The sequence below is a fragment of the Bacillus canaveralius genome (genome assembly GCF_002860125.1).
GTDB lineage: Bacteria > Bacillota > Bacilli > Bacillales > Cytobacillaceae > Bacillus_BJ > Bacillus_BJ canaveralius.
Genome location: NZ_PGVA01000005.1, coordinates 1 through 22,326, shown reverse-complemented (window position 1 = coordinate 22,326; position 22,326 = coordinate 1). Strand labels below are relative to the sequence as shown.

Annotated in this window: 16 protein-coding genes, 1 pseudogene and 1 riboswitch; of the genes and pseudogenes, 11 read left to right on the top strand and 6 right to left on the bottom strand. The window is 40.2% G+C overall.

The annotated features are described in order from the left end of the window. Positions 1–83 precede the first annotated feature (83 nt). Together CU635_RS03770 and CU635_RS03765 are read right to left on the bottom strand one after the other, a co-directional pair. A pseudogene (locus CU635_RS03770) lies at positions 84–236 on the bottom strand (M24 family metallopeptidase); the annotation flags it as partial. Positions 237–402: 166 nt separating this feature from the next. After that, a complete protein-coding gene (locus CU635_RS03765) occupies positions 403–1,704 on the bottom strand; it encodes an RNA-guided endonuclease InsQ/TnpB family protein (RefSeq protein ID WP_101575847.1) in 1,302 nt (433 codons plus the stop codon). Positions 1,705–2,287: 583 nt separating this feature from the next. Next, a riboswitch (cyclic di-GMP riboswitch) is annotated at positions 2,288–2,379 on the top strand. A gap of 131 nt (positions 2,380–2,510) precedes the next feature. Here CU635_RS03765 and CU635_RS03760 point away from each other — a divergent pair. The 8 genes from CU635_RS03760 to CU635_RS03725 all read left to right on the top strand — a co-directional run bounded on the left by CU635_RS03760 (position 2,511) and on the right by CU635_RS03725 (position 11,137). Further along, a complete protein-coding gene (locus CU635_RS03760; protein WP_101575846.1) occupies positions 2,511–4,211 on the top strand; it encodes a methyl-accepting chemotaxis protein in 1,701 nt (566 codons plus the stop codon). An 850-nt stretch (positions 4,212–5,061) separates the two neighbouring features. Further along, positions 5,062–5,247 (top strand): KTSC domain-containing protein, encoded by a 186-nt coding sequence (locus CU635_RS24295; protein WP_101575845.1) that lies wholly within the window; start codon positions 5,062–5,064, stop codon positions 5,245–5,247. Between the two features lie 173 nt (positions 5,248–5,420). Further along, a complete protein-coding gene (locus tag CU635_RS03750; protein ID WP_101575844.1) occupies positions 5,421–6,644 on the top strand; it encodes a benzoate/H(+) symporter BenE family transporter in 1,224 nt (407 codons plus the stop codon). A gap of 71 nt (positions 6,645–6,715) precedes the next feature. Then, complete coding sequence (locus CU635_RS03745) at positions 6,716–7,627, top strand: Gfo/Idh/MocA family protein (protein ID WP_180956582.1); 912 nt, start codon at positions 6,716–6,718, stop codon at positions 7,625–7,627. Between the two features lie 371 nt (positions 7,628–7,998). Then, positions 7,999–8,622: a TetR/AcrR family transcriptional regulator gene (locus CU635_RS03740; RefSeq protein ID WP_101575842.1), complete on the top strand. Its 624-nt coding sequence runs from the start codon at positions 7,999–8,001 to the stop codon at positions 8,620–8,622. Between the two features lie 19 nt (positions 8,623–8,641). Continuing rightward, positions 8,642–9,526: an ABC transporter ATP-binding protein gene (locus CU635_RS03735; protein ID WP_101575841.1), complete on the top strand. Its 885-nt coding sequence runs from the start codon at positions 8,642–8,644 to the stop codon at positions 9,524–9,526. A gap of 9 nt (positions 9,527–9,535) precedes the next feature. Further along, complete coding sequence (locus CU635_RS03730; protein WP_308303529.1) at positions 9,536–10,327, top strand: ABC transporter permease subunit; 792 nt, start codon at positions 9,536–9,538, stop codon at positions 10,325–10,327. 15 nt (positions 10,328–10,342) lie between these two features. After that, entirely contained in the window at positions 10,343–11,137 is a 795-nt protein-coding gene (locus CU635_RS03725; protein WP_101575839.1) for an ABC transporter permease subunit, read from the top strand. Between the two features lie 78 nt (positions 11,138–11,215). On the opposite strand, the gene CU635_RS03720 is transcribed toward CU635_RS03725, so the two are convergent. The 4 genes from CU635_RS03720 to CU635_RS03705 all read right to left on the bottom strand — a co-directional run bounded on the left by CU635_RS03720 (position 11,216) and on the right by CU635_RS03705 (position 15,641). Continuing rightward, positions 11,216–12,358: a glycosyltransferase family 4 protein gene (locus CU635_RS03720; RefSeq protein ID WP_101575838.1), complete on the bottom strand. Its 1,143-nt coding sequence runs from the start codon at positions 12,356–12,358 to the stop codon at positions 11,216–11,218. Further along, on the bottom strand, positions 12,355–12,900 hold the full coding sequence (locus CU635_RS03715) for a phosphatase PAP2 family protein (protein WP_373270891.1): 546 nt from the start codon (positions 12,898–12,900) through the stop codon (positions 12,355–12,357). The genes CU635_RS03720 and CU635_RS03715 overlap by 4 nt, the downstream gene beginning before the upstream one ends. Before the next feature lie 28 nt (positions 12,901–12,928). Next, positions 12,929–14,260 carry a UDP-glucose dehydrogenase family protein gene (locus CU635_RS03710; protein WP_101575836.1) on the bottom strand — a complete coding sequence of 444 codons (1,332 nt, stop codon included), beginning with the start codon at positions 14,258–14,260 and terminating at the stop codon, positions 12,929–12,931. 283 nt (positions 14,261–14,543) lie between these two features. Next, on the bottom strand, positions 14,544–15,641 hold the full coding sequence (locus CU635_RS03705; RefSeq protein WP_101575835.1) for a CdaR family transcriptional regulator: 1,098 nt from the start codon (positions 15,639–15,641) through the stop codon (positions 14,544–14,546). A 153-nt stretch (positions 15,642–15,794) separates the two neighbouring features. Here CU635_RS03705 and CU635_RS03700 point away from each other — a divergent pair, with 153 nt between their 5' ends. From CU635_RS03700 to CU635_RS03690, 3 genes are all read left to right on the top strand, one after another. Beyond that, positions 15,795–16,925, top strand: a complete 1,131-nt coding sequence (locus tag CU635_RS03700; RefSeq protein WP_101575834.1) for a glycerate kinase — start codon at positions 15,795–15,797, stop codon at positions 16,923–16,925. 258 nt (positions 16,926–17,183) lie between these two features. Further along, entirely contained in the window at positions 17,184–19,790 is a 2,607-nt protein-coding gene (locus CU635_RS03695) for a cation-translocating P-type ATPase (RefSeq protein ID WP_101575833.1), read from the top strand. A 222-nt stretch (positions 19,791–20,012) separates the two neighbouring features. After that, complete coding sequence (locus tag CU635_RS03690; RefSeq protein ID WP_101575832.1) at positions 20,013–22,250, top strand: putative bifunctional diguanylate cyclase/phosphodiesterase; 2,238 nt, start codon at positions 20,013–20,015, stop codon at positions 22,248–22,250. The last annotated feature ends 76 nt before the right edge of the window (positions 22,251–22,326 follow it).

Below are 22,326 nucleotides of genomic sequence, written 5' to 3'. Positions count from 1 at the left end.
GATGGATAAAAAAGCAGGAACCGCAAAATAAGTTCCTGCTTTTTTATGCTTGTAAGAAACAACTGTCTGTCCAGTAGAGTTTGTTAAAAAATTAATTCTGCCAACTCCCTTGGATACTCCGTAATCAATTTTGTCCCGTCTTTAGTAAGTATCACTGTATCAGAATGTCTGAATCCTCCGACTTCAGGAATATAGATTCCTGGCTCGATTGTGAAAACCATTCCATCTTGTGACACCACTCACGGCTGAAGCCGTGGGCTTCTTTTCTTGCTATTACCTTGCTTATTTCAGGTATAGCCCCTTCTGGAGAAGGACCTAAAGCAGAGGCAAGGATACGGCAAGCAACATTTATTGGAGAAGCAGTCCAATAAAAGGGCGGTGTCGTGCCTACTACGCCTTCCTTTAGGCGATACTTTTATCACTTGTTTCGTTACGTTTTTTTACTGTTAGGTACCTTCGGTACCAAACGGGTTGTCGATACAACACATTGACCGATTTTGTCTCCATCGCGAATCTTTTCCGGCATATATTTTGTGCCCCGTTCACATCTCGATGGATTTCTGTATTGTGTACAGAACATTTAAAGTTGCGGCCATTGGCTTTATGCCTTCCACCGCAAACAGGGCAGTCTTGAGACGTATAGCTTTCATTCACGAAGTGAATGTTGATGCCCTTTCGTTCGCATTTATACTTTAATTGTTGTTTGAATTTTCCATAAGACCAACCTGAGAGTTGCTGTCTTCTGGTTTTATTATTTTTCTTCTTTTTATTTTGGTCTTTTTTGCTGTTCTTCTCAATCCCTTCGGGATTTCCAACCACCAGATCAGATACTTTTTCCTCTACTAAAAAGTTAATCGCTTCTTTAGTAGACTTGTGGATCAAATATTCAATTTTAGCAACTGATTTTGACTTTAAACGATTTTTAGCTTTGATATACTTCTTCTGTTGCCGAGAGCCTTTCTTACATCGGCTGATTTTCTTTGATAGTTCAGCCAACAACTTAGCTCTGCGTTGTTTGATGGAACGAATCGCCCGGCCGGAAATCACTAAAGCTTTATCTTCAGTAGCCAACGTGATGGAATGAATTTCGCCTAAATCAGAACCGGCAGGTTTGAATCTTTTAACTTTTGTTTCTTCTTCAACTTCAATAACATAATGAAACCAATACGAACCGTTTTTATAAACAATTTCCGCATAAGAAATGTTGGATAAGTTTTCAATCGCTAAATTTGGAATTTCGATATAATCTTTTTGTTTTTTGACCGTTTCGTTCCAGCCTTTTTTCTTCTTCTTTTCGACCATATTTTTTAAAGATAACGTGTTTGAATAGTTGCTGTTCTTTAAGATGATGATATTTTCTTCCACGCTAATAGCCGACTTTTTATACGGAATGGAGAAGAAGCGTTTAGATCGCCAAGGATATTTAGCGTTTTTATCTCCATTTCGACGTTTAGTTAAAGTAGATGTTCGATTTTCATCATACTTGGCCACGATTTCTTGTACGGTTTGAGAATGAAGGTCATACGTATTTTTGGTCATTTTCTCAAGTTCGGAAGTAGAAATCCATTTTGTAAAAGTGAAATAATGGTCATTTGCATAGCGAACGACATCGGACCAGCATTTCCCGGATTCAAGTTGTTTATTTTTTAATTGATGATATAAATCTTTTTTATATGGAATTTTAAACTTATGAGTTAATTTCACCTGTAGTCCTCCTTTCTGTACGAACGCAAGTTCGCTAACTATATTTTTATTTTAAACTCTATAAATAGAAAAAGACAAGGAATCACTCTCCTTGTCACTCTATTTTTTTACCGTTTTATGTCGAATTCATCCCACAGCTGAAGCAGTGTCCTATTTGCCTGGTGACTCTTTTCCATTGAATAGTCCTAGAAGGGCAGGGGGAATGACGGCGCAGTAGACCGTATAAGAATACAGTTGAACAGCCAGGACACTAGGGAAATAGCTAAATAGCTAAATAGCTAAATAGCTAAATAGCAAAAACGAAATGATTACCATCGGAATATATCCATTTCAATCCCTCCTATTTGTTGAATACATTAATTGAATATTATGAAACAAATATTTAGACTCACAAAGTGAAATTACGGGCTACCTCCTAATTCTGTGTTTTGGAATAATAGTGCGAAGTAGGAGTTTTTATAATACAAATGCAATTAAATAAATTCATAAAATATTGTAAATCTTTGTAGAATTCTGTTGATATTTTATTCCAATTCCATTACCATAGGACTATATAGTAAATATAGGTAAAATTTCCTGTTTAAAACGATAAAGGCAAAGTCATCGAAAGGTGAGGGCGCAAAGCCATGGGTCTGTCGTTCAGAAATATTGAACTATGATCGCCAGGTTGCCGAATAGCGCTGTAAAAGGCATGGGCTATTCCAGCTTACCTGGGGATACCCATGCCTTTTTTGCGGATTTTGTTTGTACATTGCTGAAAGGCAATTAATTTTAAAACAACATTTGAAGAATTGAAATCTTAATGAATGAGGGGTTTTGAAATGAAATTTACCATTGGTAAAAAGTTGCTTGGTGGATTCATGAGCGTGGCAGTACTTCTTGGCATTATTAGTTTTATAGCTTATTACAATATTCAAAAGGTGAACGATTCTTACTCGGATTTGGTTAACCGCCGTGCGGTTATTTTAACCAATGTAAAGGATATGCAAAACAGTGCTTCGCGGCAAATCGGTGGTTTGCGAGGCGTCTTGCTGGAGGAAGATGGATCAGAAAAGAATTTAGCGGAATCTATTGGTGACCTAAATACAAAAATCGAAGCCACAAGTAAATTAGTGCAGCGTAAAGAAGATAAAGAGGCATTAGAAAAGCTTGCTTCTTTAAATAAAGAGTTCAAAGCAAAGTCGAACGAGGTCATTACTTTAATGATAACGAATAAAGATGATGCTCAAGAACTTGCTACCGAAGAATTAATTCCTCTTGGACGGGAAATAAGAGACTTGGGAGATAACATTGTAAAAGATCAAGAAAAATTCATGGAAAACGGAAGTAAGTCAAACTCTGACATGGTTAATCAGGTTATTACCACCGTTCTGGTCTTGAGTATAGTTGCTTTTATTCTGGCAATTTTAATAGGTATCACTATTACCCGAATGATTAAAAAGCCAATTTTATCTTTGGAGGCAGTGGCAGAAAAAATTGCTTCGGGAGATTTAACAAATGAGGACATTAAGGTAAAATATCGGGACGAGATCGGCAATTTAACCGACTCCTTTAACCAAATGAAAAGGAACTTGAGCCAATTGATCAGGCAAGTAAGTGTCAATACTGAACAGGTTGCAGCAACTGCAGAAGAGTTGTCTGCCAGTGCAGAACAAACGAGCAAGGCAACAGAACAAATTTCGTCAGCGATCCAAGAGGTGGCATTGGGTTCAGAAAGACAAGTCACAAGTGCTTCGGGAGCCACTCAAGCGGCCAATGACATCTCAATGGGAATGAAGCAGACTGCTTCATCTATACAAACTGTGACAGAATTAACGGCGGCTGCTAATGATAAAGTAAATGAAGGAAACAAAGTTGTTAGTCAAACTGTTGAACAAATCAATCTTGTCCAGCATTCTGTCAGTGAATCGGCTGAAGTTGTAAATGCTCTTGGTGAAAAGTCCGGTGAAATTGGTCAGATCGTCCAATTAATTACCGAGATTGCCAATCAAACCAACCTCCTTGCTTTAAACGCTGCGATTGAGGCCGCACGTGCAGGTGAACATGGACGAGGCTTCGCTGTCGTTGCTGATGAAGTCCGGAAGTTAGCTGAACAGTCAGGTCAAGCAGCTGGCCAAATTCGTGAACTCATTGAAGAAATCCAAACAGAAGCAGAAAAAGCCGTTCAATCTATGAATGATGGAACAGCCGTAGTCCATGAAGGCATTAGTATGGTTCATCAGACAGGTGAAGTGTTTAAGGACATATTAAAAGCAATAGCACAGGTGGCAAGTGAATCTAAACAGGTTGCAGCTATAGTGGAAGAAGTAAATTTGAGTTCACAAGATATGGTTTCCATGATGGAAGGTGTAGCATATGTTGCGGAACAATCCTCTGACAGTGCCCAGAACGTGGCTGCTTCAGCTGAAGAACAAAACGCTTCAATGGAGGAAGTATCATCTTCCGCCGAAGCTTTGAGTAAAATGGCGCAAGAATTGCAGGGCGTTATTGGGAAATTTAAGGCTTAATACAAAGAATCCTTGCCGGTTTCAAATCGGCGGGGATTTTTTGCTGAGATAAGAGAGGATGGTTAGGGGTTTCTCTGATTAGCGCCAGCGGAGTGGAAGCTCCTTCATGTTTATGGTTTCGCTTAAATAATTTCGGTTTTCGCTTAATTCTTGATTTTTTCGCTTAAATCGAAGGGATTTTCGCTTAATTCCTCCGAATTTGCGCTTAATTATTCTGCCCAGCTACCGTGATTAGTAAAATTGTGGTAATCAATAGAAAATCTTAGGTTTTTTTTCTAACCTAAAACTAAATTGTGTAGCCGAATGTTTATTTTAAAATCAAATTATTCGTCTATATTTGATTATTTTTTTAAAAAGTAGGCAATACGAGGGGGTTTTCAGGTGTCTAAATTAAAAAAACTGCCGCAAGTAAATGCAGCAGTAAAAAAAGGGTATTGGGGAATACTATCCTGCGTTATAGAAGCAGAGAAGTAATAGCATGGAAGTGGGAGAAGTGAACGGCTACTTCTTTGCTTCTATATGTGCTTTATATCCTCTAATTGAGAAACAAAACACATTTTTTGGTTAATGAAAAAATTGGAAAAGAATTATATTAAGGACTAGGGATATTTTTTGCTGAACTTGTCTGTGTGCAATGATGAAAGGATAATGTTAAATAAAGCATCTAAACAACATAAATCATTGAAAACTCGAGCCATATTCTTGCTTGAGCTTTTTTGTTTAAAGATCTCTTTTAGAGAGGCTCGATAATCGGTTGAAGGTTTAATCAATTGTTGGGAATATTACTATGTATACTAATGAAAATTCAAGGAGAGGTTAACGTGAAACGTGACCTGTTCAATCAACGGCGATGAAAAGTGTTGGGTATGAAGTTGAAACACAGATTGTAGAAGTAGAATTCCCTGATGGGAATATTTATCAGTATTATCCTGTTCCTGAGAATATTTATAAAGAATTTATAACTGCAGATTCACTCGGAACGTTTCTCAATAAACATATTAAAACTCACTACGAATGTAGAAGGATTAATAAGTAAATTAGGTGCAGGTTTCTTTCCGATTTTTATAAAGTGCACTGGAAATGATGTATCTTTTTTAAAGAGGTTAAAAACTACTGTTTATTGTTTCTGCAAAAACTAAAAATCAAAACCGATTGACAAAACTTCACTCTTGTCTTAATTATTGAATTAATCAGACAGGAGTGAATCAGATGGGAATCCCAAACAAAAGTGAAGAAGGACAAGAAGACCTAATAAAAGAAGTTAATAAAAATCATTTTTTGCAAGATATAACAGGTCAAAATATATCTTCAGGGCTCATTTCCAGCACGCTCGTCATGACAGGACCCGCAATCATTATTTTGCAAGCAGCCGCTTCGGGTGGTTTTACAGGTCAGCAAACGGTAAATTGGATGTTTGCTGTATATTTTTTTGGCGGCCTTTTTGGCATTGTTATGTCGTTATTGTTCAGGATTCCGATCACCGGCGGCCACTCGATTACCGGGGTGGCTTTTTTGGCGACGGTGACTTCCCATTTTACCTATTCACAGCTGATCGGCGGATATGTAATGTCCGGACTATTGATTTTTCTGATCGGCATGTCGGGACTATTTACAAAAATTATAAAATGGGTGCCAAAGGAAGTGATTGCAGCAATGCTTGCAGGGCTGGTCACCGGCTATGTTGTTCAATTGGTTCCTGCTACCAAGGATATGCCGCTGGTTGGTGGAGCAGCTTTGCTCAGTTTTTTTATTTGTACGAAATATAGTAAACGTCTTCCGCCCGTAATGGTGGCAGTTGCCGCAGCTTTCATTGCTCTGTTCCTCACAGAAGATCTGACCAAGCCCGTTAAGGAAATGGCTTTTTTCTTACCTTCCATACAGACACCTGAATTCACATGGATGGGAATGCTGACGTTGGCTGTTCCTCTGGCGATGCTGATCCTGAGCAATGATGCAGCACCGGGTATCGGGGCGCTGGAAAGTTCACACTATGATCCACCAATCCGTAAAATTGTCTCCTTTAGTGGTATCTTTTCTATCCTGGCCGCTTTTACTGGAGGCCAAAGTGCCAACATCGCCGGGATGATGACGGCTATTTCCGCTGGTCCTGATTCCGGGCCGAGACCAAAACGGTATATGGCTGCCTTTATTTCAGGAATCGTTACTTTATTGTTTGGTGTTTTTGCCTGGAAGATTGTTCCGTTCATTCAGTCGCTGCCACAAGCATTTGTATCGATGCTGGCTGGATTTGCTCTCATAGGGGTTCTTCATTCCAGTCTGCAGCAGGGCTTTTCCGCAAACCGCTATCGGCTGAGTGCATTAGCTGCCTTTGTTACTACCCTCTCGAATGTATCCTTCTTGCATATAAGTGCTCCGGTATGGGCGCTAATCTTTGGTGCATTTATCGCGCGGACGGTTGAAAAACAGCCGTAACCGGGTTTCTGCGAGTCGGCAATTGGCAGATGGTTTGCAACTACAAAAAATATTTTAAAAGGGTGAGGAAGATGAACATAGGAGTAATTGGAATTGGGGATATTGCGAGAAAAGCCTACATTCCTCTATATGCCGAAAACTGGAACCATACATTTCATTTTCATACTCGAAAAAAGGAAACCTTGGAATTGGTACGGAGCAAATATGGTTTTTCAACTCATACTTCTCTTAGTTCATTGTTCCAGGAAAAATTAGACGGAGTGATGATTCATGCTGCCACCTCCGCGCATGAACAACTTATTTTCTCTTGTCTTGAGCAGGGTATTCCCGTATTTGTTGATAAACCAGTGACCGATTCTTTTTCGTCCTCTCAAAGGCTCGTGAAACAGGCGCAAGAGAAGAAGCTCCCTTTAATGGTTGGATTTAATCGGCGATTCGCGCCTTTCTACCAACAGGCAAAGTCAACACCAGCAGCCAATATGATCCTTTTACAGAAAAATCGGTATCAATTACCGGGTGATGTGAGAAATTTTGTTTACGATGATTTCATCCATGTGATTGATACGCTTGTATATATGTTGAATGGTGCTCCTGAAAAATGGGAGGTTAAGGGTCAATGGGCTGGAAGTCAACTCTCTTCCATCATGCTGTCAGTTTCGAAAGGTAACCAACTGGCGGTCGGCATCATGAATCGGGATGCGGGTGTGAACGAAGAGGTGCTTGAGGTGATGAGTCCAGATAAAAAAATGATAGTAAGGAACTTGTCAGAGTACGTAGTGCATGAGCAAAGAAACGAAACAAGAACGAGAACAAATGACTGGCAGACTATGCTGCATACTCGCGGATTTGAAGCAATGTTGAAGGCCTTCTTTGATCATCTGGAACACGGTACACCCCTTCCATTAAGCTTAAACGATGTGCTAGTTACGCATGAATGGTGTGAAATGATCGTTAACCGGCTTATGGAGGATCATAAAATATAACAGAACCTTGATTGACCTGAATGAAAGACAATTCCCTAGCTCATTCAGGCAAATTTGTCCTTCATTACCTGAATGAAAGACATTTCCCCAGTTCACTTACGCAATTTGTCCTTCACTACCTGGATGAAGTACTTTGTCCCTAGCTACACTTACCTTCATTCAATCATGTTAATTGATGAACAGAGCATGCTGGTTGTCTCCCTGCATGCTCTGCTCCGTTTTTTTTTGTTTCATCAAAATTTCGATGATCATGCGAAAAGTGTCGTGAATAATTTTCCATTTTATGTTGACCACACTGGTCAATGGTATTAAAATAAAATTGACCCAGGTGGTCAACGTTGAATTTTTACGGTAAGAAAAGGAGGACCTTAATGGCTGATAAGTTTTTAAAATTGGATCATGAAAAACGAGAACGGATTATTAATGCTGCTATAAATGAATTTGCCCAAAAGGGCTATGAAAACTCATCTACAAATGAGATTGTCAAGAAAGCCGGGATTTCAAAAGGTTTGCTGTTTCATTACTTCACCAATAAAAAAGGCTTGTATTTATTTTTATACGGACATCTCGTTGACATCTTAATGAACGAATTCGTTAATGTGCTGGACTTTCATGACCGGGACATTTTTACGAGGGTCAGAAATGTGATATTTCATAAAGCAAAATTAATGAATAAGTATCCCGACATTTTCAACTTTTTGTTGTCTGCCCAACTGGAAACATCTCACGAATTCAAAAGCGCATTGGACGATAGCGAGCATGCATTGATTCAAAGTACCTATGCTAAATTATTTGACAACATTGATACCACCCGGTTTAAAGAAGGAATTGATATCGATAAGGCTATCAATATGATTATGTGGACGTTGGAGGGCTTCAGCAATCAGGAGCTTGCAAAAATACAGCTTGCTAATAAAGATATCAATGATTTTACAGAAGCATTTGCGGAAGTTGATATTTATATAGAAATGCTAAAGAAATTGCTATATCAGTAGCCAAAGGGAGGAGCCTTCCATGTACGCAATAGAACTTAAAAATTTGACGAAAAGATATGGTAAGTCACGAGGAATAGAAGATGTCAGCTTTCATGTCGAACAAGGTGAAATTTTTGGCTTCATTGGTCCAAATGGAGCGGGCAAGTCGACGACGATTCGAACTTTATTGTCTCTCATCTATCCAACTAGCGGGAGCGCAACGATTTTCGGAAAAGACTGTATTAAATACGCTCCGGAAATAAAAAAAGACATCGGCTATTTACCTTCAGAAGTGTTTTATTACGACAACATGAAGGTGATTGACTTACTCAATTATTCAGCCAGCTTTTATAAGAAGGATTGCCGCAATAGAATAAAAGAATTGGCTGAAATGATGGAGCTTAATCTCAATAAGAAAATTGATGACTTATCACTGGGCAATAAAAAGAAGGTTGGCATTGTTCAGGGGCTGCTCCACGAGCCTAAATTGATTATCCTTGATGAACCAACGAGCGGACTCGACCCGCTAATGCAGCAAAAATTTTTCGACTTGCTTGAAACAGAAAATAAAAAAGGGGCAACGATTTTATTTTCCTCCCATATTTTGAGTGAAGTACAGAGATTATGCAAGCGTGTCGCGATCATAAAAGAAGGCCGGATCATCCAGGTCGAAAAGATTAGCACCTTAAAGGAAAATAATTATAAAAAATTCAAGATAGTAACACAATCAAAACCGGAAGAGAATTACTTTAATATTCCTGGAGCAACGCAAATCGACGTAAAGGGCAATATAGTTAGCTTTATGTTCAAGGGCAATATTAATTTGATGATGAAAAAGATCTCAGAAACCGAGATTACCAACCTTTGGGTGGAGGAGCCAAACCTTGAAGAAATCTTTATGCATTTCTATAAAAAGGAGGATTAGCAGGTGAATATGTATCTCCATGAATTAAAGGCTTATCGGAAGTCAACGATTATATGGACTTCTGCCCTGATCGTATTGGTTGTTCTCTTCTTATCGTTATTTCCGACTTTTTCAAAGGATGCTGAAGAGTATAAACAGCTGCTTGAAGGATTTCCCGCCGAGTTGAAAAAAGCGATTGGCCTTTCTGTCGATAGCCTCGCTACAATAATCGGCTACTATTCTTATGCGTTTTTATATATAAAGTTGTGTGGGGCAATCCAAGCGATGCATCTAGGAACTTCGATCGTTTCCAAGGAAAGTCGTGAAAAAACTGCCGACTTCCTGTTGACGAAGCCGGTAACACGGGAAAAGATTATTACTTCGAAATTGTTGGCAGTGATTACGTCATTAGCAGTGACGAATGTGGTTTTTATCGCTGCAACGTTGCTGATGGCATCGCTTGTAAAGACTGAACAATTCAGTGCGGAAATATTGTTGATGATTTCAATCACTTTATTCTTCATCCAACTGATTTTTCTTGCCCTTGGATTCATTGTTTCTGTGATTTTTCCCAAGATAAAATCCGTCATTTCGGTTTCTCTTGGTACCGTGTTTGGCTTTTTTATGATAGCAATGATCAGCTCAACTACCGAAGATGCTGCACTTCGTTATTTGACGCCATTTAATTATTTTGACTCTGCTTATATTGTGGAAAATGCAAGCTATGAAAGGGCATTTCTTTTCACAGGTGCCGCATTTTTCATAGCTGCGATTGCAGCCAGCTATATTATTTACGGGAAAAAAGATGTTCATTCCGTCTGAGTGGAGGTCAAAACTATGAATATATTTTTAAGAGAAATGAAGGCCATTAGAAAATCGCTGCTCATTTGGTGTAGTGGAGTCGTTTTTATGATTGGTGCGGGTATGGGTAAATATGCTGGCTTAGCATCCACGGGCGATTCAATGAATGAGTTAATGGCCAGTATGCCAAAATCTTTGCAGGCGATCATGGGAACAGGTTCTTTAGATTTGTCGAAGGTGATCGGTTACTATGGAATGCTTTATTTGTACTTGGCGGTCATGGCGACTATTCATGCATGCATGCTCGGGGCGAACATGATTTCGAAAGAAGAACGAGATAAAACGGCAGAGTTTTTGTTAGTAAAACCTATTTCTAGAGGCAGAATTATTACTTATAAATTGCTGGCTGCTTTCGTAAATATCATCATTTTTAATTTGATCACATTGATTTCTTCACTTGTGATGGTCCATAAATATGCGGACGGTGAGGAAGTAATTGGCGATATCATGATCATGATGTTAGGCATGTTCTTCCTGCAGCTCATTTTCCTGGCGATTGGAACAGCGATAGCAGCGATCAATAATAATCCAAAATCACCAACATCGATTTCTACCGGAATCCTTTTGGTCACTTTTATTTTATCAATCGCAATTGATTTGAACGGCAAGCTTGAAAAATTGAGTTATTTCACTCCATTTAAATATTTTGATGCGAAAAATTTAATTTCTGAAGGCATTGAGAATTCCTTTGTGCTTTTGTCAGTAGTCCTGATTACTGGACTGATTATAGCAACGTATGTTTTTTATCAAAAAAGGGATATCAATGCTTAAATAGAGTGCAGCAATTTTAACCAGTATATATTTAAAAAAGGAACGGGGGGTTATTCCTGTTCCTTTGACGAAAATGAATCATGCATATTTTTGTTCGTTGATTTCGCGAATAACTGTAGAATAAGACCAAAGTAAATGTTCAAATATTGTATCCCAGCTTTGTGTGAGAGCGTATTTTCTTCCTTCAAACCCCATTTGAGTTCTCAAACTATCATTTTTGATAAGCTGAGTAATCGCGTTTGCAAATTCCTGCGCGTTACCCGGTGTACATAAATTCCCTGTAACCCCTTCTTGAATGATGTTCTTTACCCCGCCTGAATCGGCACCAACCACAGGTGTTCCACTCGCTAAAGCTTCAAGGACGACGTTGCCAAATGTTTCAGTAGGAGACGGGAAAACAAATAGGTCTGAGGCAGAATAAACTTCAGCTAAATCCTGTCCTTTTAAATATCCAGTAAAGAGCATGTTATCTGGCGCTTCACTTTCAAGGTCTTCACGTAAAGGACCATCTCCGATAATCAGCCATTGAATTTGCCCACTTATTTGGGCTGGCAATATGTGTGCCGTTGCCAGCAGTGTTTGCAAATCTTTCTCGGGTGCCAACCTGCCAACATAGGTAAGAAGGTACTTTCTTTTGATTCCATAATTCTTGCGGACTTTCAATTTATCATAATGGGGATGAAAAAGCTGGCAATCGACACCTCTTCCCCAAATTTCGAGATTTGTGAAGCCGTGGCGTTTGAGCTGGTTTAATGTTTCAGGGGACGGAACGAAAAGTTTTTTAAATGGCCGATGAAACCAATTCATATATTTCCAAACAATTGTGGAGAGAAATTCGAGGTTGTAGAACTGTAAGTAGTAATCGAAATTAGTATGATAAGAGCCTACTAGTGGTATATTTAATTTTTTTGCATAATAGATACCACAAAGGCCAATGTTAAAAGGGGTTGCTACATGGATTAGATCCGGAGAGAAATGCTCTAATTCCGACTTTAGATGCAGAAGATTTGGAAAGGCTAGACGGCATTCGGGATAGATGAAAAACGGGAGACTCTTAAAACGATGAATATGGTCGGAGACATATTCACCGGTTTGAGTTTTGGGCGCAAAGATTTTAAAGGTTATATTTTGATCACTTAAATAGTTGGTAAAACGCTTAAGCGTCCGGGCAACCCCATTAATATCGGGATCATAGGTATCTGTGAAAATGGCAATTTTCATATCGTCCAACCTCCATAAATACCTGATAAATCATAGCAAAAGCCTGCAACCGATGAGCCGAGGATCATCCCGGAAATGACATCCGAAGGATAATGAAGTCCTAAATAAATTCTCGAGATGCCAACGCAAAGACCTAACGGAATGAGGGCGAATGCCAGTATAGGTATATGAATCACAAACGGCATAATCACCGAAAATATTGCTGTTGTATGTCCGGACGGAAAAGAATGGTCTTCTAACGGATTAGCAGGGAACTTTGTTTTTTCCAACATTAAATAAGGCCTTTTCCTGGGATAAAGCTTCTTAACAATACTGACAGGTATATGACTGAATAATAAGGCGAGCGCACTGGCAATCGCAGTTATTCTCGTTTGGCTCGTCGAAAAGATTATCATGATCAGCACCGTTCCAATCGTAAAAGCAGCACCGCCAATCTGTGTAATTGTCCGGAAAAATAGATTTAAATACTTGTTGTCAAAATAGCGATTTACTTCTTGAAATATTCGACATTCAAAGTCATAACAGGCACGTAATAGACTCATCATCCAACCCCCTATTGATAGAAAATCATCAAATACTGTTATTTTTCGTGTATTTTGGTGTAACAGCTGGTCTCCCGACCGATATATAAGTAATCGGGTACTTTTCAACCTCTTTCAGGGAATAACAATTTCTGCCATCAATGATTACCGGTTCCTTCATATACGATTCATATATTTCTAAAGGAGCATGCTTGATTTGTTCCCACTCTGTTGTAATAATGGCAGCCTCTGCATCGACCAGGGCCTGGCGAATATCCGTCGTATACTCAATCGAATTTCCCAGTACTTCCTGTGCATTTGGTATTGCAATCGGATCAAAAGCTGTCACAATCGCACCCTCTTCAAGTAATTCCTTCACAATCGTTAAGGAGGCTGCTTCACGGACATCATCAGTATCCGGCTTAAACGCCAGACCGAGCAATGACACCTTTTTCCCTTTTAAGCTTCCCAATATTTCCTTGGCTCGAACTACTGGCAGCGATATTTGGCGATTGTTTACTTCGATCACGGATTTCAGCAACTCAAATGGGTGCTGAACATTACCGGCGATCTGAACAAGGGCTTTCGTATCCTTCGGAAAACAGGAGCCGCCATATCCAATACCTGCTTGCAGAAAATTGTGACCAATCCGCTGGTCTTTACCGATTCCGTATGCGACCTCATCGATATTTGCACCAACTTTTTCACAAATTGCAGCAATTTCATTGATAAAGCTAATTTTCGTTGCCAAAAACGCATTGGAAGCGTACTTTATCATTTCCGCACTCTTCACATCTGTTTTTATAATAGGGGTTTTCAAAGGAAGATAAATTTGTTCCAAAACAGCTGCTGCTTCCGGACGATCAGTGCCAATGACGATGCGGTCTCCATGGAAGAAATCGAGGATCGCTGAGCCTTCTCGAAGAAACTCAGGATTTGAGACGACTTCAACCTGGAGATAAGGCGGCTTTATGCTCTCGATGATCTGTTTGATTTGATCATTCGTTCCAACAGGAACAGTGCTTTTCGTACAGACAATAATATCATTCGTAATATACTGAGCAATTGTTTTAGCTGCCACCTGGATGTACTCCAGATTTGCAGTGCCATCCGGTCGTTCTGGTGTCCCAACTGCAATAAAAACGATGTCAGCTTTTTTATACGCACAATGCGGATCCGTTGTGAACTGTAGTCGTCCGCAGCCCAGATTTTGTTCAAGAAGGGTTTCCAGCCCCGGCTCATAAATCGGAGAACGTCCGGCTTGGAGCATAGCAATCTTCTCTTCCTCAATATCTATACATGTAACTTGATGGCCCAATTCAGCTAAACAGACACCTGTCACCAAACCAACATAACCCACTCCTGCTATCGTAATATTCATCCTGATCCCCCTGGCAAATAAAGTTTGCTTATATTCATTTTATTAAAGAAAGTACATGATTTTCTTGACCCAGTGTTAAGAAATTGTAAAAAATTTGTATGTGAGTCAATTTCACAATGTAACAAGCTAAACCGAAAAACGAACAAAGTTGTCTAGAATACAGGAGTATACCGTAGGAAATGAATAATACTACCTTAACATTGAGTAACAGTTCGTTTTTCACTTAAAGAATTGCTTTATGAAATTCATTCATGTAGCAGACTTTTATAAAAAAATACGCACTTTAATCTTGTTTTTCAGACATTCGATCAATCCAAACAGCAAGCTGCAATGTAATCGCATCGCTTACTAATTGCGGGTTATAACCTGTAAGCTCCTTGATTTTCTTGATCCTGTAAACGAGCGAGTTCCGATGAATGTACATCTTCGTGGCGCATTCTCCAATATTAAGATTGGCTGCGAAAAAGTGCTCGATCGTTTCGATCAGTTTTTCTGATAAATTGCCGAGAACACGGCTTGAAAATTGCCGCTTCGCCCGTTCATCGAGGTGAACGAGGAGAGCCTTCATTTCAATTTCTGCATATGTCGTGATCATTTGTTCGTTGCTTCCCAGTAATAGAGCATTGAGGGATTCTTGATAGGAATGGCGGATGCATGTTTGATCGCTTGCAATTGAACCAATTCCAATACGTACAGAAATATTTTTAGAATTCAGTTGCTTTGAAGCTGCCGCTAATTTTTGCATGAACCTTGTTTCTGGCATGTTTGAAGTTAAAATAAATACACGGTTAGCGTTTGAAAATCCAATGAGTGCTTGTTTTTCAACAAAGGTATCCTCGAATATCTGGATAATTTCTGTATTTTTTAACTGGTTGATTCCCAGTTCCACCAACCCGACTTGATAGGGATCTTCTATGTCTATCCCAAGCAAATTGAGCCTTTGTTTAATGGTGTCGATATTATCTCTATCCTTCAACAAGTCCTCAAATACCTGTTCTTTTAAACGCTGTCTCCACTCCAGTTGCGCGGCAATAAACGACTGGTGAATCATCATTTCAGTGATCATTTTCACCAGCTCGCCAAACTCCCTGACCTCATTACTATCTCCAGTTATCCCAATTACACCAATAATCAGGTTCTGAAATTGGATTGGCAGATTAATTCCGGGATGCGCCCCGTTCCATTCGTGTAAATTGCTGTCATTTATAATTAAAGGTTGACCACTCCGCAGCACTTCTAATGCTCCAAAGTGAATTTGATTAATGCGGTTTGGATTGCCTGAGGCAATAATCGTTCCAGTCTCATCCATAATATTAATATTCCGATTTAAGCGGATCATTGTTTGTTCAACAATTTCTTTCGCCATCTCCTGGGTTAACATATCAGTTCATCCTTATCATAAACGGTTTATTATTTATTATAGACAAAAAATTCGCAAATTCTATAATGTTTTTTGTTGATATGAACCGATGAATTGAAACTTTCTGCAAACTATAATAAAAATATAACTCGTATAGACAAGGTGGGAGATTGCATGAAGGTGGTTATTGCGCCCGACTCTTTCAAAGGATCTTTAACAGCACTTGAAGCAGCACTGGCAATTGAAAAAGGAGTTAAAAAAGCAATGCCGGACGTTGAGACGGTTTTAGTACCGGCAGCCGATGGTGGAGAAGGAACAATGGACAGTTTAGTGGCAGCTACCAACGGACGAAAGGTAGATGTTATTGTAAAGGGCCCGTTGGGTGAAGAGGTGAAAGCTGCGTACGGAATTCTCGGACATCAAGAGACTTGCGTCATTGAAATGGCGAGTGCTTCAGGATTGTGCCTGATCAGTTCCGAACAACGCAATCCCATGGCTGCAACGACGTTTGGAACAGGGGAGTTGATTAAACAAGCACTCGATGATGGATGCCGCAAATTTATTCTGGCTATTGGCGGAAGCGCTACCAACGATGGCGGGGCTGGGATGCTGCAGGCTCTCGGAATGAGATTGCTGGACTCTAGCGGTACTGAAATTGGTTTTGGTGGTGGTGAGCTATCCCGGCTCGTCGAAATTGACGATCAGCACTTTGACCCGCGCATTGCCGATGCGCAATTTTTGATTGCCACAGATGTGCAAAACCCGTTAATCGGCGCTAATGGAGCGACCTATGTGTTTGGACCGCAAAAAGGGGCAACAGCTGAAATGCTGGAAATCCTCGATGCTAATTTGCAGCATTGGGCTGATTTAGTTGAAGATAAGACCGGAATTCGTTTGCATGATAAACCTGGTGCAGGTGCAGCCGGAGGCATCGGTGGGGCCTTTCAAGCGTTTTTCCCGGCGATAACAAAAAGGGGAATAGATATCGTCATTGATTATACAAAGCTTGCGGAAAAATTAACCGGGGCCGTGTGTGTCTTTACGGGAGAAGGACAAATTGACTTTCAGACTGCTTCAGGTAAAACACCAATGGGAGTTGCGGAGGAAGCAAAGAAACATGGAATTCCTGTCTTTGTGCTTTCTGGTTCGATTGGAAAGGGAATTGAGACTTTGTACGAACATGGGATCCATAGTGTGCATAGTATTGTGAACGCTCCAATGACGCTTCAAGAAGCGATCGAACGCGCAGCCGAACTTCTCGAGCAATGCTCAGAGCAAGTCATGCGCACATACTTGGCACCTTAATATTTTGCGGAAAAACATTGAGACAGAGAGATGGAACCAGGCTCTCTGTCTATTTTGCTTGCATTTTTGTATTCATAAGTTCTGAGCGAGGGAAGAATCGGCTTTTGATTTCAGCAAACCGTATATTAGAATCCATGTTTTAGGGAACAATTAGCAAAGCAGCATTTTTAATAGATACCCTGCTTTTTTCAATACATTTACATAATTTTTGAAAAAAACCTAATTCAGAGCTTTCTGCTTGTCTGGAGGAGATACGAAATGAGTGATTTTTACAGGAAATCAACAGAAGAAGTGATGAGAGATTTAGATGTTACTGAGCAAGGTTTAAATACGGAAGATGTTCAAAAAAGGCGTGAGCAGTACGGTTTTAATGAGCTGGCTGAAGCGAGACGAAAAAGCGCTGTCCAAGTATTTTTCGAACAGTTTAAAGATTTTCTTGTCATTATTCTACTTGTTGCGGCCGTTATTTCTGCTTTTTTAGGGAAGTTTGAAAGTACGATTGTCATCCTGATCGTCGTTATCATTAATGCCATACTGGGTACAGTCCAGCATATTAAAGCGGAACAATCACTAAGAAGCTTAAAGGCTCTTGCTTCACCAACAGCCAAAGTTTTAAGGAAAGGGCATAGAACCGAGATTCCCTCAAGGGAAATAGTCGTTGGAGACATTCTTTTTTTGGATGCCGGTGACTATGTTAGTGCAGATGGACGGATCCTTGAATCTCATAGCTTACAGGTAAATGAAAGCTCTCTTACAGGTGAATCGGTCAGTGCGTTAAAGTCTGTCGAAGCGATTGATGAAGATGACGTACCGATTGGTGATAGAAAAAATATGGTGTTTTCAGGCAGCTTCGTCACTTACGGAAGAGCAGTTGTTTTAGTAACTGGAATCGGGATGAATACGGAAATAGGGAAAATCGCTGGTCTCCTCGGTACCGCAAGGGAAAAGAAAACTCCTCTCCAGGAGAACTTGGATGATTTCGGAAAAAAGCTTGCCATAGTCATCATTATCATTGCAATCATTATCTTTGGTCTTGATTTGTTTAGGGGTCGTGAGATTGTTGACTCATTTATGTTTGCCGTCTCCCTTGCTGTAGCCGCGATTCCTGAAGCGTTAAGCTCAATCGTAACAATCGTGCTTGCGTTTGGTACGCAGAGAATGGCCAGGGAAAATGCGATTATTAGACGACTTTACGCTGTTGAAAGTCTCGGAAGCATTTCTGTTATATGCTCAGATAAGACAGGGACTTTGACCCAAAACAAAATGACTGTCCAAAAGGTGTTTGTCAACAATCAGGTGCTGGATCAAAATGAACTGAATCTGGACCGGCCTTTAGAAAAAAAGCTTTTGTTAATGGCTCTTCTCTGCAATGATTCGATTACCGAGGAAAAAAAGGAAATGGGGGACCCGACAGAAATCGCCCTCGTTAATTTTGGAGAAAAATACGGGTTGGATGAACTGGCCATTAGAGATGATTATCCAAGAATCGGTGAAATCCCGTTTGATGCTGATCGAAAGCTGATGAGCACTGTCAATAAATTCAACGGTGAATCCGTGATGATTACAAAAGGTGCACTGGATGTACTGCTTACAAGAACAGTCAAGATCGAAACCGCAGAGGGTGTAACAGAGCTTACTGAAGAGCATAAGCGGGAAATTGAAAGAGTAAACAGGGATTTTTCAAGTAATGGATTAAGGGTTCTTGCGTTTACATATAAAGGCGTCAAAGACCCGGATATCAGCTTCGAAGATGAAACAAACTACATTTTTGTAGGCCTGACAGCGATGATGGATCCGCCAAGGGAAGAGTCGGCAGAGGCAGTGAAGAACTGTATTGAAGCAGGCATCAAGCCCGTCATGATCACAGGGGATCATCGCATCACAGCAAGTGCGATTGCCAGGCAAATCGGAATATTACGGAATGAATCTGAGGCCATAGAGGGCATTGAAATTGAAAAATTAACTGATGAAGAACTGAGGAACAAGGTTGAAAATATATCTGTTTATGCAAGAGTATCTCCGGAGCACAAAATCAGGATTGTCAGGGCATGGCAGGAAAAAGGGAACGTCGTAGCGATGACGGGTGATGGAGTAAATGACGCGCCGGCCTTAAAGCAGGCAGATGTCGGAATTGCGATGGGAATCACCGGGACAGAGGTTGCGAAAGATGCTTCATCAATGGTTTTAACAGACGATAACTTCTCGACGATCGTCAAAGCGATTTCCAACGGGCGAAGCATATATGAAAACATTAAGAATGCGATCAGGTTCCTGCTGTCAGGGAATACTGGAGCAATTCTTTCGGTTCTGTACGCATCATTGGGTGCATTGCCCGTACCTTTTGCCCCGGTTCACCTTTTATTCATCAACTTGCTGACGGATAGCCTGCCGGCGATCGCGATCGGGTTGGAGCCGCACAATGAAAAACTGATGAAAGAAAAACCAAGGGACATACGTACACCGTTGCTAAACAAAGCTTTTGCCATAAGGGTCACCATTGAAGGTCTCCTGATCGCGGCAGCAACCCTTATTGCCTTTCATATCGGGTTATCAACCGGGGATACTGCAATAGCCAGTACAATGGCTTTTGCCACTTTATGCCTGTCAAGATTACTTCATAGCTTTAACGCCAGAGCAAAGGAATCGATTTTTAAAATCGGATTATTTTCAAATAAATACATCTGGTACGCTGTCATCCTTGGCATCATATTATTGCATCTCGTGCTATTGCTCGAACCGCTTATGGATGTATTTGAAGTAGCTGTTTTGAACAGGGCGCAGCTTCTCTCCATATATGGTTTATCGTTAATGCCTTTAGTCGTCATTCAGCTGTATAAATTGCTTTTTGTGCGAAGCGGCAGATGAATATGGAAAAGTATAATGGCCTCCCTTTTCCGGAAAAGGGAGGTCGTTTACTAACCGTTGTAATGAGCGCCAAAACCGAATGACGAGCTATAAGAAAATATTTTCCCCCTTCCGAAAATACTGCATTGTCGTGTATCTACTTTTTTGATATGTTTAAAAAACAGTCGGAGAAATACCGATGAATCTTCATAGTCTACTATCACTTCAAAGGGGAAGAAAAGTATGGGGAATTTACATAAACATAGAGTGATGATTGCTGTGGGATTTTTCATTTTAGCTGTAATTCTACATGAAATAGGTGCACTTCTATTTGTATCCAATGGTGTCTCGGAGTACATAATTGATTTGGCCATTATTTCAGTAATCGTAATAATGATTTCTTTCATGTTCAAGGAAACAGATGAGACAGCGGAAGAATTGCAGAAAAATAGACAGAGATTAAATAATATCTTCGATACATTGGATGTTGCCATATGGTCACACGATTTAAAATCCGACATTTTATTGATCACTCCAGGGATTGAAAAATTATACGGATATTCGTTAGACGAGTTTTATCAGGATCATACCCTCTGGAAAAGAGTTATACACCCGGAGGATGTAAACATATTAGCCGAAAGAGAACAGAGCTTTCTGCGTGGGGAACCAATCACGAATGTATACCGGATTATACGCTCTGATGGTGAAGTGCGCTGGATTCAGGATCGGGGTATACCAACGGTTGATGAAAATGGGAATTTATCAGATTTTAATAGCGTCTTGTTTGATATTACCGACCGTAAAGAAAGTGAAGACCGCTATCGAAGTTTAGTAGAAATGTCGCCGGATATCATTGCCGTCTATAGCAGGGGGCAAATAGATTATATCAATGAAGCGGGCAGCAAGCTGTTTGGCGCTGCGAGTCAGCAGGAATTAATTGGCCAGCCGATCTGGAAGCTTGTTGCTCCTGCGATTCTTGAGCAAATTAAACATCGTGAGCTGACCCTTGATGAAAATTTTGATGAAAAAATGACGTTTGAATTTCAAGCACGCCGTCTTGATGACAAGAGAATTGATGTTGAGATAACAGCGATGCCGATTTTTTATGAAGGACGAACGGCAAAACAGATCGTCGGCAGGGATATTTCCCAGCGCAAGCAAGCAGAAAAAACAATCCAATATATGGCTTATTATGACGGCTTAACAGGCTTGCCAAACCGCAATATGTTCAAGAAACATTTAAATGAAGTGTTAAATGAACGAAAAAACCAAATGCTGGCGGTTTTATTTCTGGATTTGGATCGGTTTAAGATCATTAACGATACAAAGGGACATGCGGTTGGAGATCTTTTATTAAAACTCGTAGCGAAACGTCTCGGGTTGGCTGTTCAAAATGATGGAGTGGTTTCACGCCAGGGCGGGGATGAGTTTATTATTTTATTGGAAGATACAGATAAGGAAAAAGCCGTGAATGTTGCTCAGCGGATGCTCGACGAATTTTCTCATTCATTCGAAATTAATTCTCAAGAGATTTTTGTTACAACCAGTATCGGAATCAGCATCTATCCAGTTGATGGAGAAGATGAGGAAACATTGCTCAAAAACGCTGATACGGCCATGTACCTGGCAAAAGAACGCGGGAAAAATAATTTTCAATTTTATACTGACCAACTGCATTTGCTTTCCTCCCGAAAGCTGGAATTGGAGAATGGTTTAAGAAAAGCTCTGGAACAGGAACAATTAGTGCTTTATTATCAGCCACAGGTAGAATTAAAAACGGGGAAAATTGTCGGCGTAGAGTCGCTTATTCGCTGGCAGCATTCAGATCATGGCTTTATTTCCCCAGACGAATTTATCCCGCTCGCTGAAGAGACAGGGCTTATCGTTCCGCTCGGAAAATGGGTTTTAAGAAAGGCCTGTGAACAGAACAAAAAGTGGCAACAGCAAGGCTATAAAGCAATTCCGATCGCCGTGAATATTTCAGTCCGCCAGCTTCAAGACGATGACTTTGTCGAATTAGTCAAGAAAGTCCTAAATGAAACCGGGCTGGATCCCCGCTACCTGGAACTTGAAATTACCGAAAGCATTATGCAGAATATCGACAGGTCTGAAAACATCCTGAACCAATTAAAAGATCTGGGCATAAAAATATCTATTGATGATTTTGGAACAGGTTATTCTTCCTTGAGCTATTTAAAGCATCTCCCTATCGATGGCATTAAAATCGATAAGTCTTTCGTAGATGATATTATCAATCATAGCAATCAGGGAGCAATGGTCAAAACAATGATTGATATGGGACATAATCTGAATTTCACAGTCATTGCCGAAGGTATTGAGAATCAAGAACAAGTCGCCTTTCTGAAGAAAAACGCCTGTAAAATAGGCCAGGGCTATTACTACAGTAAACCTTTAGCACCAGATGAAATGGAGAAATTACTTACAAATGATGATGCCCCGAAAAGTATTCCTATTAAATAGGGATGCTTTTTGGTTTATGCGTGCCCAGCAAGCCGTTAATTGCTAGTTGGTGAAAGTCCAACCCGAGTAAGTGTCA